This window comes from Hyphomicrobium sp. 802, from assembly GCF_000526135.1.
Classification (GTDB): domain Bacteria; phylum Pseudomonadota; class Alphaproteobacteria; order Rhizobiales; family Hyphomicrobiaceae; genus Hyphomicrobium_B.
This window is the reverse complement of sequence record NZ_JAFM01000001.1, coordinates 634,139-650,219: the sequence shown is the minus strand read 5'-3', so window position 1 is coordinate 650,219 and position 16,081 is coordinate 634,139. Positions and strand designations below refer to the sequence as shown.

Annotated in this window: 8 protein-coding genes; 5 read left to right on the top strand and 3 right to left on the bottom strand. The window is 62.2% G+C overall.

The genetic code is table 11. The features are described from left to right. Nucleotides 1-7: 7 nt before the first annotated feature. The 5 genes from HYP802_RS0103250 (at nucleotide 8) to HYP802_RS0103230 (ending at nucleotide 11,128) form a co-directional block, all read left to right on the top strand. On the top strand, nucleotides 8-583 hold the full coding sequence (locus HYP802_RS0103250) for a hypothetical protein (protein WP_013945712.1): 576 nt from the start codon (nucleotides 8-10) through the stop codon (nucleotides 581-583). Nucleotides 584-961: 378 nt separating this feature from the next. Beyond that, nucleotides 962-6,280, top strand: coding sequence for an alpha-2-macroglobulin (locus tag HYP802_RS0103245; protein WP_024275121.1), 5,319 nt, complete (start codon nucleotides 962-964; stop codon nucleotides 6,278-6,280). 375 nt (nucleotides 6,281-6,655) lie between these two features. Continuing rightward, nucleotides 6,656-8,728 carry a penicillin-binding protein 1C gene (pbpC, locus tag HYP802_RS0103240; protein ID WP_024275120.1) on the top strand — a complete coding sequence of 691 codons (2,073 nt, stop codon included), beginning with the start codon at nucleotides 6,656-6,658 and terminating at the stop codon, nucleotides 8,726-8,728. A 271-nt stretch (nucleotides 8,729-8,999) separates the two neighbouring features. Next, nucleotides 9,000-10,103 carry a poly(3-hydroxybutyrate) depolymerase gene (locus HYP802_RS0103235; RefSeq protein WP_024275119.1) on the top strand — a complete coding sequence of 368 codons (1,104 nt, stop codon included), beginning with the start codon at nucleotides 9,000-9,002 and terminating at the stop codon, nucleotides 10,101-10,103. 74 nt (nucleotides 10,104-10,177) lie between these two features. Beyond that, nucleotides 10,178-11,128, top strand: a complete 951-nt coding sequence (locus HYP802_RS0103230) for a hypothetical protein (protein WP_013945708.1) — start codon at nucleotides 10,178-10,180, stop codon at nucleotides 11,126-11,128. Here HYP802_RS0103230 and HYP802_RS0103225 read toward each other — a convergent pair. The 3 genes from HYP802_RS0103225 to HYP802_RS0103210 form a co-directional block, all read right to left on the bottom strand. After that, nucleotides 11,125-12,105 (bottom strand): LysR substrate-binding domain-containing protein, encoded by a 981-nt coding sequence (locus HYP802_RS0103225; protein WP_013945707.1) that lies wholly within the window; start codon nucleotides 12,103-12,105, stop codon nucleotides 11,125-11,127. The genes HYP802_RS0103230 and HYP802_RS0103225 overlap by 4 nt on opposite strands. Nucleotides 12,106-12,337: 232 nt before the next feature. Next, a complete protein-coding gene (locus HYP802_RS0103215) occupies nucleotides 12,338-13,072 on the bottom strand; it encodes a hypothetical protein (RefSeq protein ID WP_013945705.1) in 735 nt (244 codons plus the stop codon). 155 nt (nucleotides 13,073-13,227) lie between these two features. Beyond that, a complete protein-coding gene (locus HYP802_RS0103210; RefSeq protein ID WP_013945704.1) occupies nucleotides 13,228-15,894 on the bottom strand; it encodes a TIGR02302 family protein in 2,667 nt (888 codons plus the stop codon). Nucleotides 15,895-16,081: the final 187 nt, after the last annotated feature.

The window sequence follows — 16,081 nt, the reverse complement described above, 5'->3', positions numbered from 1 at the left end:
AGAATAAATGCGCATCGCTTCACCTTCGCGGCCAATGATGATGTCTCGAACGGATAAGGAAGCTCGGCTCAAGGACTTCATCGGCGAGGCCTTCACCGCCCGCGGTGAAGATCCGGCACGTGAAATTTGCCTGACGCTCTTTGTCCGTAACCCGGATAGCCCGGCTGCGCGTGCGCTTCATGCCGCGTGGTCCGATGGCCTGATCGCAGGCGCACGCATTCTCCTTGTCGTCGGCGATACCACCGTCGAAGAACCGTCGTCGCCGTCAATCCTCGACGTCACAGATGTGGAATATCGCGTCCTTGGCGAGGCGAGCTTCGCACCGGCCCACGAACAGCTGACCGTCGGATCGACGCGCGTCTGGATCGGCGATTGCCTCCGCCGCGATCCAACCAAGCGCGATGCCTTCGAGCTTTACCACGGCAACGACGTAACGAACGCCGTCTTCGCGCTCGCCTCGTTCGAGAAGCTCTGGAAGCGTGCCCGTCCGCGGAAACTGCCGCGCACCGAAGCGCTCTCGCCGGAAATCATCGCCGCCCAGTCGGACGACGCCAACGTGCTCCCACTGCGCCCGCGTCATTAACTAAGCGGCCGTCGGCGACACGGTAGATCTTCAATGCCATCTTCGGCTTCATGCCGAAGGTGGCATTTGCGTTTTTACGCCTTCGACTTCGCCCCCGAAGGGAGAAGGCGAACACCTTTCAAAAATTCCCCAAAATGAAACTTATCCCCGCCTCTCGGCGCGGTGGTAAATTGCTTGCCTGAGCCAACGTTAGAAAAAGGCCGCAAGAACGCGCAAGCACCGGAAATTCCTAATTATCGCCGCGCTTCGGCCTTTGGACCTTGTTGGTCTTTTGCTTGAAACGCCAACTGGCGATACTCCACCAGAGCTTCGTTGAGCGCGCGAGACCGCGTGCTCGCGCACTCGGACGTCGAGGCTTTCACACAGGATGCCACCCCCATGATTTTCCTCGCGCGCCTTGCGGCGGTTTTCACGCTCATGCTGGCGACCTTCGCAACCGCCAGCGCCGATCCCAAACCGTTCCTGCATCAGGGCATCGCCGCCGATGCCAAACGCTATGAGGCCTATCTCAAGGCCAACTGGAAACCGGACGGCAAAACGCCCGCCGCGCTGAAAGCTCAGGCCGAAAAAGACTTTGCGAGTGATCCGCGAGCCGCCTCTCGCGCGCTCGCCAATGTCGTCTCGGCAAACGCTCAGGACTCTACTGCCTGGACGCGCCTCGCCGAAGCCCTGCTCGCCATTCCGCCTGATCCCAACAATACGAGCGAACGCTACGATCTTGCGATCTATGCCTCGGGCGCGGCTTACACCGGCTACCAGCGCGCAACCGATAAGAACGAGAAAGCCCACGCGCTTTACGTCCTCGGGCGCACGCTCGAGGCCCGCTCCTATTGGCGTCCCGCGATCGACGCGCTGAGCCTCAGCCTCGCGCTCGCCGACGACCAGACCACCCGCGAAATGTATGACAAGCTGCGCGGCCAGTACGGCTTCCGCATGACCGACTACAAGACCGACAACGACGCGACGCCGCCGCGCCTCTGCCTGCAGTTCTCCGAAGACCTGTCGCGCACGCAGACCGACGTTGCGAAATTCATTTCCGTCGGCGGCAAAGACCCGCAAAACCTCGTGCAGGACGGCAAGCAGCTTTGCCTCGAAGGCCTGAAGTACGGCGAACGCTATCAGGTTCAGATCCGTGCCGGATTGCCGTCCGACATCGGCGAGAAACTGCTGAAAACCTCCGATATCGCCGTCTACATTCCCGACCGCACGCCGTACGTCCGCTTCGGCGGCAAAGCCTATGTGCTACCCTCGCGCGGCCAGCAGGGCATTCCGGTCACAACGACGAACACCAGCAAGATCGACGTTGAAGTTTATCGCATCGGCGACCGCAACCTCGCGACGACACTGCAAAACGGCGACATGGCGCGTCAGCTTTCGAGCTATGACGTCGATAACATTCGCGATCGTTCGGGCATCAAGGTCTACGAAGGCCAGATGGATATTACCTCCAAGCTCAACGAGGACGTGACGACGGCCGTGCCCGTCACCGACGCCACCGGCAAGCTCGAACCCGGCGTCTACGTCATGGTCGCCAAGCCCTCCGAAAAGCAGAAGCAGGAAAGTTACGAGCGCGCGACGCAGTGGTTCATTGTCTCCGACCTGGGCCTCACCGCATTTAGCGGCAATGACGGCGTGCACGCGTTCGTCCGCTCGCTGAGCGATGCCATCGCTGTCGGCGGCACGTCTGTGAAGCTGATTGCCAAAAACAACGAAGTGCTCGCCACCGCCACGACCGACGAGCATGGCTACGCCAAGTTCGACGCCGCGATCACCAAAGGCGAAGGCGGCTCGGCGCCCGCAATCCTCGTCGCGCAGAAAGGCGAAGGCGAATACGCGTTCCTCGATCTGACACTCAACGCCTTCGATCTCTCCGACCGCGGCGTGCAGGGCCGCGATCCGTCCGGTCCTGTCGATGCCTACGTCTATACCGAGCGCGGCGTCTATCGCGGCGGCGAGGACGTGAACGTCACGGCGCTCGTGCGCGACCAGTTCGGCAAATCGTCATCCGTCCCGGCGACGCTGATGGTCTTCCGCCCCGATGGCGTCGAGCAGACGCGCTTCCTGATGAACGATCAGGGTCTCGGCGGCCGCGCGCACGTCGTGCATCTCGCCAAGACAGCAATGACCGGCACCTGGCGTGCGAAGCTCTACACCGATCCGAAATCAGAGCCGATCGCGGAGCGGTCATTCCTCGTCGAAGATTTCGTCCCCGAACGCCTCGACATGACGCTCTCATCGAAAATCAAGGCACTCGCGCCGGACGAAAACCAGACGATTGACGCCGATGGCCGCTATCTCTACGGCCCGCCCGCCGCTGGTCTCGGCCTCGAAGGCGAAGTCGTCGTCAAGGCATCGACCAGGGACGTTCCCGGTTATACCGGCTATATCTTCGGCCAAGCTGACGAGTTCGTAACGCCGGTACGTCAGGCGCTGCCGTCGAACCTCGCAATGGATCAGAACGGCAAGGCGTCGATCCCGATCACCCTGCCGCAGATGCCGAAAACGCCGAAGCCGCTGGAAGCTTCGATCTCCGTGAAGCTGCGCGAAGACGGCGGCCGCACCATCGAGCGCAACATCACGCTGCCCGTCGATCTGAAACTCGAACGCGTCGGCATCAAGCCGCTGTTCGACAACTTGACAGCGCCCGAGGATCAGCCCGCCGAATTCAACGTCGTGCTGCTCGGCTCCGACGGCAAAGCCGAAGCATCGAGCAATCTCACCTGGACGCTGACGCGTCTCGATACGACGTGGCAGTGGTATCGCCGCGACGGCACGTGGACCTATGACGCCGTCACCGTGAAGCGCAAGATCGGCAGCGGACCGCTCGCTGTAACCGCAGACGGTGCTGCAAAGATCTCGCAGCCGATCCAGTGGGGCCGTTACCGTCTCGACGTTGCGTCAAACGATGCCGATGGCCCAGCCTCGAGCCTCATCTTCAACGCCGGCTGGTACACATCGGGCGATACAGTCGATTCACCCGAGCAGCTCGACGTCGCGCTCGATAAAGACAGTTACAAAGCCGGCGACACGGCAAAACTTCGCATCGCCTCGAAGCTCGGTGGCAAGGCGCTCGTCGCCGTGCTCGGCACCGGCCTCGACCTGATGAAAGAGGTCGATATCGCCAAGGGCGGCGGCGAAGTCGACATTCCCGTCGATAGCAACTGGGGACCGGGCGCCTACGCCACCGCGATTCTCTACCGACCGATGGACGAAGCGGCAAAGCGCATGCCGGGCCGCGCCATCGGCATCCGCTGGCTACCGATCGACCAGTCGAGCAAGCAGCTGAAAGTTGCCGTGACGCTCCCTGACAAGGTGAAGTCCGGCGCGCACGTCGACGTGCCGCTGAAGGTCGAAGGCCTGGCACCCGGCGAAGACGCCCGCGTCGTCGTTGCGGCTGTCGATCTCGGCATTCTAAATCTCACGCGCTTCGAAACGCCCGCCCCGGAGAAGTGGTTCGGTCAGCAGCAGAAGCTGTCATTCGAAATCCGCGACTTCTACGGCAAGCTGATCGACGGCATGCGCGCTGACCGCGGCAAGCTCCGCTCAGGCGGCGATGGCACCGCGGCGCTGCAAGGCAATCCGACGGTCGAAACGGTCGTGTCGCTCTATTCCGGCATCATACAGGTGAAGGACGACGGCACTGCGAGCGTGTCGTTCGATCTGCCGGACTTCAACGGCACCGTCCGCTTCATGGCGGTTGCCTGGAGCAAAAATAAGGTCGGCCATGGCTCGGGCGATTTGATCGTCCGCGACGCGGTCGCGCTGACCGCCGCCGTGCCGCGCTTCATGACGCTTGGCGACGAGGTCGATCTCGGCTTCTCGATCCACAACGTCGATGGGCCGGCCGCGCCGTACAAACTCACGCTGTCCCAGAAAACCGGCGACGACCGCAACGAAACGCTCTCTCCCGTTGCCGACAAGACGGCCGACCTGAAGCAGGGCGAACGCATCATGCAGCGCGTTGTCTTCAAGCCGACCGAGCTTGGTGAGATTACGCTGAAGGCTGTCGTCACCGGCCCGAACGATATCGCCGTCAAGCGGGAGATGACGTTCAATGTCTTCCCGCCCGCAGGCGACATCAAGCGCACGACGATTTCGTCGTTGAAGCCCGGCGGCAAGCTCGTCGTCTCGTCCGACATCGCTTACGACCTGATCCCGTCGCGCACGCGGATCAACATGTCGGTCGGACCGGCCGCGCGTCTCGACGTGCCGACGCTTCTCGCCCAGCTCGACCGCTACCCCTACGGCTGCGCCGAGCAGACGGTGTCGCGTGCGATGCCGCTCGTCGTCGCCAATGCGGTCGCGGCTCAAATTGGGATCGCACAGGACAAAGAGCTGAAGGAGCGCGTGCAGAAAGCCATCGGCCGCGTCTTCGAAATGCAGGACTCGACCGGCGCGTTCGGCGTCTGGGGTCCATACAGCACCGACCTGTGGTTGACGGCCTACGTTACCGACTTCCTGACGCGCGCGAAGGAAGCGAACTACGACGTGCCGCGCGAGAACTTCAATCGCGCGCTCGACCGGCTGCAAAACTTCATCGCTTATGCGTCCGACTTCGAGAAGGGCGGCGAAGACCGGGCCTATGCGCTCTATGTTCTCGCCCGCAACGGCCGCGCGCCGATCGGCGATCTTCGCTACTACGCCGATGAACGCATTGACCGCTTCTCGACGCCGCTGGCCAAAGCGCAAATCGGCGCCGCACTCGCGATGATGGGCGACAAGGAACGCGCCGAGCGCACGTTCTCCGCAGCCCTCGCCGCAATGCCCGATACGCCCGATAGCGGCTATCGCAGCGACTACGGCTCGACGCTGCGTGACGGCGCAGCTCTCGTCACGCTCGCCGCTGAAACCGGCATCGCGCGGGAAGAGCAGCCGAAGCTCGCGACCGTGATCGCCAAGGCCTACGAGACGCGCACGTACACATCCACGCAGGAACAAGCCTGGATGCTGCTTGCCGCGAAGGCTTTGAACGATGAAGTGAAGGCAACGACGCTCGCCGTCGACGGTAAACCGGTGAACGGCCCGCTGCTGAAAGGTCTGATGCCCGCCGAGTTGAAGAACGGCGCGCTGACGATCACCAACAACGGCGACACCGCCGTCGATGCTGTGATCTCGGTTCTCGGTGCAGCACTCACGCCCGAACCGCCGGTTTCGAAAGGCTTCAAGATCGAACGCGAGGCCTACACGGTCGATGGCAAGAAGATCGATCTCGCAAGCCTGACCGGCGGCAAGGCGAACGTGAAGCAGAACGACCGCTTCGTCATGGTCGTGAAGGTCACTTCGGATGATCCGGCCGGCCGTGTCATGGTCGTCGATCGCTTGCCCGCGGGCTTCGAGATCGAAAACCCGCATCTCGTCGAAAGCGGCGCAATCGCGAACCTCTCGTGGCTGAAATCGACGGCCGCGCCCGAGCATACTGAGTTCCGCGACGATCGTTTCGTTGCGGCCTTCAACTTCGGAAGCGTGGCGTCATCGTCGGATACAGAGAACGGCGACTCCGGTGACAACACGATCACGCAGCCAGATGGCACGTCACAAGTAAAGCCTGCACCCACAACGGCGATGCTTGCCTACATCGTCCGCGCTGTGACGCCCGGCACGTTCGTCTATCCCGCGGCAACCGTCGAAGACATGTACCGGCCCGAGCGTTATGCCCGCTCCGCAGCCGGCACGCTGACCGTCTCGCTGAAGGAGTAACGCGTCGTGCGGCTGGGACTTCTTCAAAACGCGAAACGGCTTCGTCCCCTCCTGGGAGAAGGAAGTGACCTTTCCTCTCCCGGAACGGGAGAGGATGCCCGAAGGGCAGGTGAGGGACTTCGGGACAATACGATTTCCCCCACGGCGAAACGCCGGAGAGGGGGTGACGAGCCGTCGGTGCCCCCAGCGTCAGCCACCCTCCTCCGGCGCTTTACGCGCGTCTCCAAGCTCACCCCATCCCCTCCCAGTCAAGGGGAATGGAGAAGTGAGCAGCATCTCTTCCTTGAATCCCCCTCCCCCTCGCAGGCAGCGGTTAGGGGTGGGGGCGTTCACCCGCGAAAGCTTTTTACTATTCGACGTGTCGCACTATGTGCAGTGCTGGCAATCACAGTTTTGGCGGGTAGTGCTACTACCCTCTATCTCAAAGCCTTCGCCGACGCCGGACCGCTGCCGCTCGAAAACGCCAAGGCCGTCTCGACCACCGTCGTCGATCGCGACGACCGCCTGTTGCGCGCCTTCACGACGACGGATGGCATGTGGCGACTGCCGCTCGACCCGAAAGACGTCGATCCGCACTACCTGAAAATGCTCTTCGCTTTCGAAGACAAACGCTTCTATTCCCACCACGGCATTGACAGCAAAGCCGTCGTCCGAGCGGCGCTGCAGATGCTGCGTCATGGCCGCATTGTCTCGGGCGGCTCGACGCTGACGATGCAGGTCGCGCGCCTGCTCGACGGCCGCCACGAACGCACCGCCAGCGGCAAGCTTCGTCAGATGGCCCGCGCCGTCGAACTCGAACGGGCGCTGTCGAAACGCGAAATCCTAAAACTCTATCTTCGCCTCGCTCCCTTCGGCGGCAACCTTGAAGGCGTTCGCGCAGCCTCGCTCGCTTACTTCGGCAAGGAGCCGAAACATTTATCGTTGGGCGAATGCGCCCTGCTCGTCGCGTTGCCACAATCGCCCGAGGTCCGCCGTCTCGACCGCAACCCGAAAGCCGCGCTGCACGCCCGCAATCGCGTGCTGAATCGCGCCGTTGCCGCCCACGTCATCACTGCCGCAGAAGCCGAGCGCGCCAAGGCCGAACGCATTCCGTCAGTGCGTTACGCGTTCCCTCTGCTTGCGCCGCATCTGTCGGAAAGCGAAGTCGCCGCGCATCCGACCGAAAGCGTCATCAAACTGACGCTCGACCGCAATCTGCAGGCAAGCCTTGAACAACTCGCGCAGGATCATGCCCGATTGATCGGCGACAACGTCTCGACCGCCATCATCGTCGCCAACCACCAGACCGGCGAAATCCTCGCCGAAGTCGGCTCTGCCGATTATTTCGATAAGGATCGCCACGGCGCCGTCGATATGGCAACCGCCGTACGCTCCCCCGGCTCGACGCTGAAGCCCTTTATCTACGGCCTCGCCTTCGAGGCAGGCCTCGCGCATCCCGAAACGCTAATCGAAGACCGGCCCGTCCGCTTCGGCACCTACGCACCGAAGAATTTCGACGAGGGCTATCACGGCACGGTTTCGATCCGCGAAGCGCTTGAGCAATCGTTCAACGTCCCGGCCGTCCGCGTTCTCGCGCGCGTTGGACCGGGCAAGCTCGTCGGCCGCTTCCGGCGTGCCGGCGTCGAAGCCCGCTTCCCGGATAAATCCGAGCCGACGCTGGCGATGGCGCTCGGCGGCACCGGCCTGACGCTCGAAGACATGACGCAACTCTACGCGGCCCTCGCGCGCGGCGGTGACAGCATCATGCTGACCCACCGCTGGAGCGAGCGCGGCAAGGTCTGGGCGACGTCGCATCTGAAGCCGCTCGTCAATGCGCACCGCCTGATGTCGCCGCTCGCCGCCTGGTACGTCACCGATATTCTGAAGGACGCGCCGCCCCCGCTCAACGCCAAGGGCGGACGCTTCGCCTACAAGACCGGCACATCCTACGGTTATCGTGACGCCTGGGCAATCGGCTACGACGGCAAGTACGTGATCGCAGCCTGGGTCGGGCGGCCGGACAATTCGAGCATTCCCGGCCTCGTCGGCCGCAGCGCCGCCGCGCCGATGTTATTTGACGCGTTCGAGCGCGTTCCCGGAGGTCGCACGCCGTTGCGCGGAGCGCCTGCGAACGCCATCCGCGCGACGAACGCCGAGCTTCCCGCCCCGCTGAAACGCTGGCGCGATCCCGGCGACGATCCGGTCGCCGGAAAGTTTCTTGAACCGCCGGTGCTGATCTCTTTCCCGCCCGATCAATCGGAAATCGCCGAATCCGATCTCGACGGCGATCCGCTGATCTTGAAAGCCGACGGCGGCGCGCTGCCACTGACGTGGCTCATCGACGGCAAGCCCATTCCGTCCGACACCCACACGCGCGAAGCCACATGGCAACCCACCGAAGGCTTCGCCAAGCTGACCGTCATCGACGCAAACGGCCGCACCGACCGCTCTTCGATCCGCGTGCGGTAAGCCATGATGTCATTCTCGGGCATGTCCCGAGGATCCATCAAGCATCGGCACGAACTGCAAAATGGATCCTCCGCCTGGAGCCGAGGGTGACAATATTAAGCAAACTAAATCCGCTCCCCTGAGTGAGCACCGAGCCAAGTCAGACTTCAAACACAAATTCGGTGGCGTACAGGAAACCAAAAGTCCCATTTGGAACCGCAACGCCGATGGTGCAGAGTGCGCTGCGTATTCCATTTTTGACGCCTCGCGCATTCCGGATTTCAAACTCCCTATGATGTGTTGCCATTCCTTTTTCCGCAGCTTCGCGCTCGCCTTCACCCTGATCGCAGTCGCGATTGCAAACGGCGGCTGCAACGACGCCCAGCACGATGCGTCCTCGGCGCGGCCGCTGCCCGCACTTGGCGCCAAGGTTGATGAAACATCCGTCTCGGGCATCTCATCGGGCGCCTATATGGCGGGTCAATTCCAGATGGCGCACGCCAAGCGCGTCGTCGGCGCCGCCATCATCGCGGGCGGCCCTTACGGCTGTTCCGAGAGCATCTTTGCCAACACCATGCCAGGCACCGGCACCGCAATCTTGAATCTCAGCAAGGCCGTCAACGGCTGCATGCTGAACCTGCTCGGCATCTGGGGCGTCTCCGATCCCGAAGACCTCGCGAAGAAAGCCGAAGAACGCGCCGCCAAAGGCGAGATCGATCCGATCGCAGACGTCGTCCGCGACCGCATCTATCTCTTCACCGGCACATCCGATCGCACCGTCGCCCCCGCGATCGTCAAGCACGCGGCGGAATTCTACGAAAAGCTCGGCGTGCCGAAAGCCAACATCGACCTTGTCTCCGACCTGCCTGCGGGTCACGCGTTCGTCACCGACGATGAAGGCAGCGCCTGTAGCGTTTCCGGCGAACCCTACGTCGTCAACTGCGGTTATGATCAGGCTGGCGCGCTGTTGAAATTCATCTACGGCGATCTCCAGCCCCGCGCGACGACGCTCTCCGGCAACTTCTTTGATTTCGATCAGCGTCCATTCGTAAGTGACGACAACAGCGCCGAGCTTGCGGAAACCGGCGTCGTCTACGTGCCGAAGTCCTGCACCGAGACGCCCGGCTGCCGCGTCCACATCGCCTTTCACGGCTGCGCCCAGAATCGCGAGGCGGTCGGCGACACGTTCATCAAGGAATCGGGCTTCGCGCGATGGGCCGACACCAACCGCTTCATCGTGCTTTTTCCACAGGTGGCGGATTCGGCCGCCAACCCCCAAGGCTGTTGGGATTGGTGGGGTTATACCGGGCCGCAGTATTTAACTCGTGACGCGCCGCAGATTGCCGCAGTGAATCGTATGCTCGATGCCTTGCAAGCGCCCGGCGGAGGCGCATAAAGCCTACCAGCAACAAACGTCGGGCAACCGATAAGACCGGCGCATCAGGGGCACGGGCAACGGGGGGATTTTCAATGCTCGCACGCGAACGCCTTTTGGCACCCTTGTGGCCAGCACCCGGAGCGGTTCGCCGGCCTTCGACGTCCACAATCGTCCGAGCCATCGAGCTGACGGCAGCCGCCGCAGCGATGGGACTGCTCGTGATGGCAGCAGCGCTCCCGAACGATTCCGACACGCGTGCCGCCGCGACCAACCCGCCGGTCTCGACCGCCCAGCATCCCGGCCGCGAAAGCGACTTCGGCGCCTACCTCGGCGCGCCCTATCACTATCCGAGCGATTTTCATTACGTGAGACCCGGCAACTCCGACCTGACGATCAAGAAGATCGACTGGTTCACACTGCCGTTCGAAAACCCGCTTTACTACGGCGTGCGCATCCAGCGCTGGTTCAGCGGCCGTTTCGGCACGATGCTCGACTTCACGCACTCGAAAGTCCACGCGCCGTTCGACGACCAGCAGTTCGATATGGAAGGCACCTTTGACGGCAAGCCGGTGCCGCCAAAAGGGCGCGTTGGCGATTACTTCAAGAAACTCGAATGGACGCACGGCCACAACATGCTGACGCTCAACGGCCTGATGCGTCTGCCGTCGCTCGGTATCTTCTCGCCCTACTTCGGTGCGGGCGCAGGTCTGTCGTTCCCGCATTCGGAAATCTATCCGAAGAATGCGCCATCACGGACCTACGAATACCAGTACACCGGCCCCGTCGCCCAGGCGCTGTTCGGCATCGAGCTGCGGCTCAAGACCGGCTCCGTCTTCATCGAATACAAATTCACGAGCGCCGATTATTGGGGACCGCTAACGGGCCGCGACGGCACCTGGTTCCCGATCGACATGTGGCGCCAGTTCTCGCGCTGGTGGTCGGGCGAGCCGACGAAAGACGGCTGGGCGGGCGCCAAACTGACGAGCCATCAGGTGATCGGTGGTTTCCTCACGCGCTTCGTGCCGAAACCGGCAACGCCCTAAGACACGCGGACGCTGCGGGACCGGGGAGCAGCTTTGGCTTTCCCGGTCTTACGGCTTTTGATTGAAGTTACTGTCTGCATTGATTTGAGAGCCGCCTGGAACGTCTTGAGTTCGGCGGCGAGCCAAGTTTCGAATGCCATCGCCGCATCCGAAATCTTCGCACCGGATCGGCGCACGAGATAATAGCCGAACCGCGTCGCCCTGATATCGAGCGGCCGAACAAGCCGGCCGGCGATGAGCGCATCACCCGCCTGGATTTGATCGGCGAGCGCCAAACCCTGTCCGGCTTCGGCTGCAGCAATGACGAGGTCGCCATTAAGTGTCGGCCCGGACGGCGTTACCTCGTCCGCGACGCCTGCCGCCGAAAGCCACGCGTCCCAGCATTCCTTCGCCGTCTCCTGAATGAGAAGACTGCCGTCCAGATCGGAGGCAACAAACAATGGATTGTCGCGCAAGAATTGAGGACTGCAGACCAGCGTCAGTTCCGAGAGCGCGAGTGACTTGCTTTCCAGTCCTTCCCAGGCACCGCCGCCCCAGCGGATACCGAGGTCGACGTCCTCTTTGGAGAAATTGACGAGACGGGGCGTTGCATCAAGAACGATGTCGATATTCGGGTTCTGCGCCGTAAAGGCGCCGAGCCGCGGCACCAACCAGAGCGCGGCGAAAGCCGGATCTGATGTGACCATCAAACGCTTGCGCCGCCGCGACGGCCGCGCGAACTGACTAACCGCCGAAGCAAGAAGATCGAACCCTTTTGTAAGTTCGAGCGCCAGCGACCGGCCGACTTCCGTCAGCTCCACGCCGCGTCCCGTGCGTTCGAACAGTGGCGTGCGGAACTCGGCCTCGAGCGCGCGCACATGCCGGCTTATGGCAGCATGCGTAACATTGAGTTCATCGGCCGCACGCGAAAAGCTCGACAGCCGCGCGGCGGCCTCGAACGCTTTCAGTGCATTGAGCGGCGGCAATCGTCGGGCCATGGCTGATGTAACAAAAACTTACACGTTCTGTAAAGTAACGCCGTTTGTCGTGCGCGCGGAGGAAGCGCACCGTTCTCTTAGTGAATTCAAGAACGGAGGATACAATGATGCGCGTGATCGAACACCTGATCGAACGGATCGAAGCCCTGCTTTATCCCGACCGCCGCCCCTTCGATGACGAACCGCGATCCTGACAGAATGGAAGTCGGCGTGGGGAGCTTTTCGTCAATGTTCAGGCTTGGAGATAGTTGCCCTGCCCGTCGGCCATGGGCGAACGACTGACGCGCCGCTTATGGTCTTCGTCGTCCGAAAAGAGCTTCTGCGTCAGGATCGCATAGGCAGCTTGCGCGTCGACGGATCCTTTGTCGAACGTTTGCGCACCATTCAGAACAAGATTGTTCACCGCTTGCTGAAGCGCATCCAATTTCGCACTGTCTTTGTCGGGCGTAGCATTCCGCGCCCCGATTGTCGGGTACGCAACTTGCTGTTCGGCGAAATAAGCAGGCATGTCTTTGAGCGACGGAATGGTTGTCGATCCCCATGCCCCGCTCTCTGTCGTAAAGGTTATAGAAAACTCCTCAGGCGGAAAATCTTTGCGGTGCGCAATAATCACGTCAAACAACGCATTGTTCCGAGCGTTGTCGGGATCCATATCAAAGATACCTTGTGCGCGCCCGTTGGCGATTTCTTTGTGGATCTTTTCACTGAACTCATCTTGCAGCCCCGGGTCCAAGAACGCTTGCACCAAGCCGTCAAAAATTTCGGCCGAGTTTGTCGTGAAATGAGCTGAACCGAGAAATTTGAAGACATCCGCAGAGGCCTCTTTGTGCGACAGGCTCTTCAACGCGGCCTTGGCGATCAGCGATGGAGGAGGCAGAGGTGTCAACGAGGACTGCGTACTGGCCTCTTCGCGCATCTGGAGAATGGAGAGCGCGGTGAAGGCGCTGGCAGAGGAAATCGGATTCATTATCGGCTCAAAAAAGCTAGCTGGGCGCTTCGTGACCGACGGACAAAAAACAGTCATATGCCTTTTGACATAGACCGCGTTAAGAACTCGCTAACCAAACTCTAACCTAAGCATTATTCGGGAGCGGACGTGCCGAGCAACCTCCGCGCCCGATATTAAAACCGCTTTAGCAACCGGTCGATGTATTCGAGCTCATCCTCGGGACGCGTATTCTGACCGGCGCGCTTGCGCAGCTCTTCGAGGATCTCACGCGCCCGCTGGGCGTCGATCGCATCCGGCACCTTCACCGAATTGCCGAAGTCCGGACCTTGCGCCCGCTGCGGCCGTCCAAACGGATCGCGCGGTGAGGAACCGCCTCGGCCCAGCCGCTGCTGCGCATTCTTCTGCATCTGCTCAGCCATCTGCTGCGCGCTCTGGCGCATCTGGTCGAGCGCTTGGCCTTGCTGGTTCGCGGCTTCGTCGAGATCGCCCTGCTTTAAGGCATCCTGAGCCTTGCCCATCGCATCCTGCGCATTGCCAAGCTTGTCGGGGTCGCCGGCGCCCATCTGCTCAAGATCCTTCTTGAGCTGATCGAGTTCGTTGCGCAGTTGCGCCTGCCGGTCCTGCAAGCTGCCCTTGCCGCGCCGCTGTTGCTGCCCGCCAGACTGTCCCTGCTGGCCCTGCGGACCTTGCCCCTGGTCGGCGCCGCCTTCTTGATCGCCTTGCATGCCGTTGTCGCCGCGCTGCTGGCCCTGGCCCTGCTTGCCCTTGGAGCCGGTCCGCGGTTGACCGTCCTGACCCTGCTGGTCTTCCTGCGAGCCGCCCTGCCCTTCCTGGCGGCGACGCTCGCTGAACGTATCGTCCATCAGCTGCTGCTGCTTGCCGGTGAGATCGCTCAGCTGATTGAGCTTCTTCATCATCTGCTCGGCGCGCTGTTGCTGCGCGCGTGCTTCCGGCGTGTTGGCCGCCTGCAGCCGATCCATCAGTTCGCGCAGCTCCGAGAGCATCCGCTCGGCGTCTTCGCGTGAACCTTCCCGCGCGCTCTTTTCAAGATCCTTCATCATCTGATCGAGATCTTGCTGGCCGAGTTGCTGGCTCTGATCGTCTGGCGGATTGCCTTGAGACGGATTGTCCTTTTCCGCCTGCTTCTGCATCTCGTTGAGATAGTCGTTGAGCCGCTTTCGCAGCTCCGCCATCGCGTCTTGAATTTCCTTGTCGTCGCCTTTCTCGATGGCATCCGACAAGCGATCCTGCGCGTCTTTCAACGCCCGCTCGGCCTGCGAAAGATCACCGTCTTCGATCTTCAGCGCGATCTGCCAAAGCTCCGAGACCGACGAATTGATCGCCTCGCGCGAGTCCTCGCGGTCGAGCCGATGAAAGACCGACCTGAGTCCCAGATAGACGCCATTATCCGTGATGAACCCTTCAGGCTCCATCGTCAGCGCATCGAGCGCACGCACGACCATCGGCCGGTTGCGCGAATCGTCCATGAGTTTGCCGCGCTGCTCCACGACGGCGCGCGCCAGCGGATTTTTGAAACGGCGCGACGGCAGCACGACTTCGATCGTCTTGCTGCGCCCGATTTGACCGCCGACATCCGTCGCTTCCAGCCACAGCTTGACGCGTTGCCCTGCAAGCGGGTTCTCAGCCACGTCGAGCAGCGTCGACGTATCGACTGTCTTGGCGCCCGGACGAGGAATGCGCAGGCTCAGCACCGGCGGCCGTTCGAGCGGCAGTCGCGGCCCGGTGAGCGCGGGCGGCTGCGCCCACGCCTTCGACGGATCGACGGGCTTGGGCGGAATTTTTTGCACCTTCACTTCGGCACTTTGAATGCCGTAATCGTCGTCCGCCTTGTAGGTCACGCGCATCGAGCCGCGCGGCGTACCGCTAATCGGCTTCGTCATCGCGATCTTCGGCGGCGCATCGACGATGACGTCGAACGTCCACAGCCCAAGCTCTTGCGACCCCGCAAGCGCCCGCACCCGCGCCGACTTGCGAATCTCGTAACGAACCTCGGCGACGTTGGCCATGTCGCTGTTCTTGGGCGCGTCGGCCTTCGGCTTCTCGGGCTTGACGGTGAGCGGCTCGGTCGCGCCATCCGCGAGCACTTCGAGCGAGACGCCGTTGGAATCGAAGCCGACGCCTCTCAGCGTCAGCAGACTATGATCGGGCACCTCGAAAAACTTGCCCTGCTCCGGCGTTTGCTCATCGGCCTGCTTTGAACCATCGGCCAGCAACACCGGCGGTAAGCCGGTGTAGGGCGGCGGGGTCACCCAGGCATCGAGGCGCGCGGGCGGCCCATGCTCGCTCGCGCCGAAGCGGAACGCAGCCGCCAAGCGGTCTCCGAGGTTGCCGGTCGCCATCACCGCGACGGGGATGAGCAGCAGCAGCAACAGCCCGCGGACGGCCCACGGATCGAACCGGTCCGTGCGCGGCGCAGGATTGCCGACCTTCAGCCGCTGAATGGCTTTCGCCAGCCGCTGCCGGTGCGCCTGCCACAGCGCCGAGGTGTCGGCGTTTTCGGCGCCCGAGGTCAGCGTATCTTCGTAAGAGGTCGCGGGCCGATGCGGCACGCCTGAACGGCGCTCGATGCGCCGGATCGCTTCATCGCGCGTCGGCCACGGAATGCGCACCGCGTAGATGACCGCGGCGACTGCAGCGACCGCGAAAGCGCCCAGCAAAATCTTGTGCGGCAGAGGATCGAGGTTCGGCCACAAACCCAGGAACGACAGCATCGCGAACAGCATCGCAATGCCGAACACAAGCCATAGGCGTGGCCAAAGGCGTTCGAAGAACAACGCCAGCGCGCTGAGACGAACTTTACGCGCGAAAGAACGCGACATTTCGGGACCGGGGTCCCTGCTTTGGGGCTCTGGCATTAACTCAAGCTATCACGAGGGCCAGTCTTGGCACGTTAAGAAAATGCAACTTGAACGTCCGATAGCAGGTTCTGCCTCTCCAGTTCGGCATCTTTCGCCCGGTCGCTTCCGCGCCACATCTTCGCATAGCGAAGCTCCACCGATGGTTGTG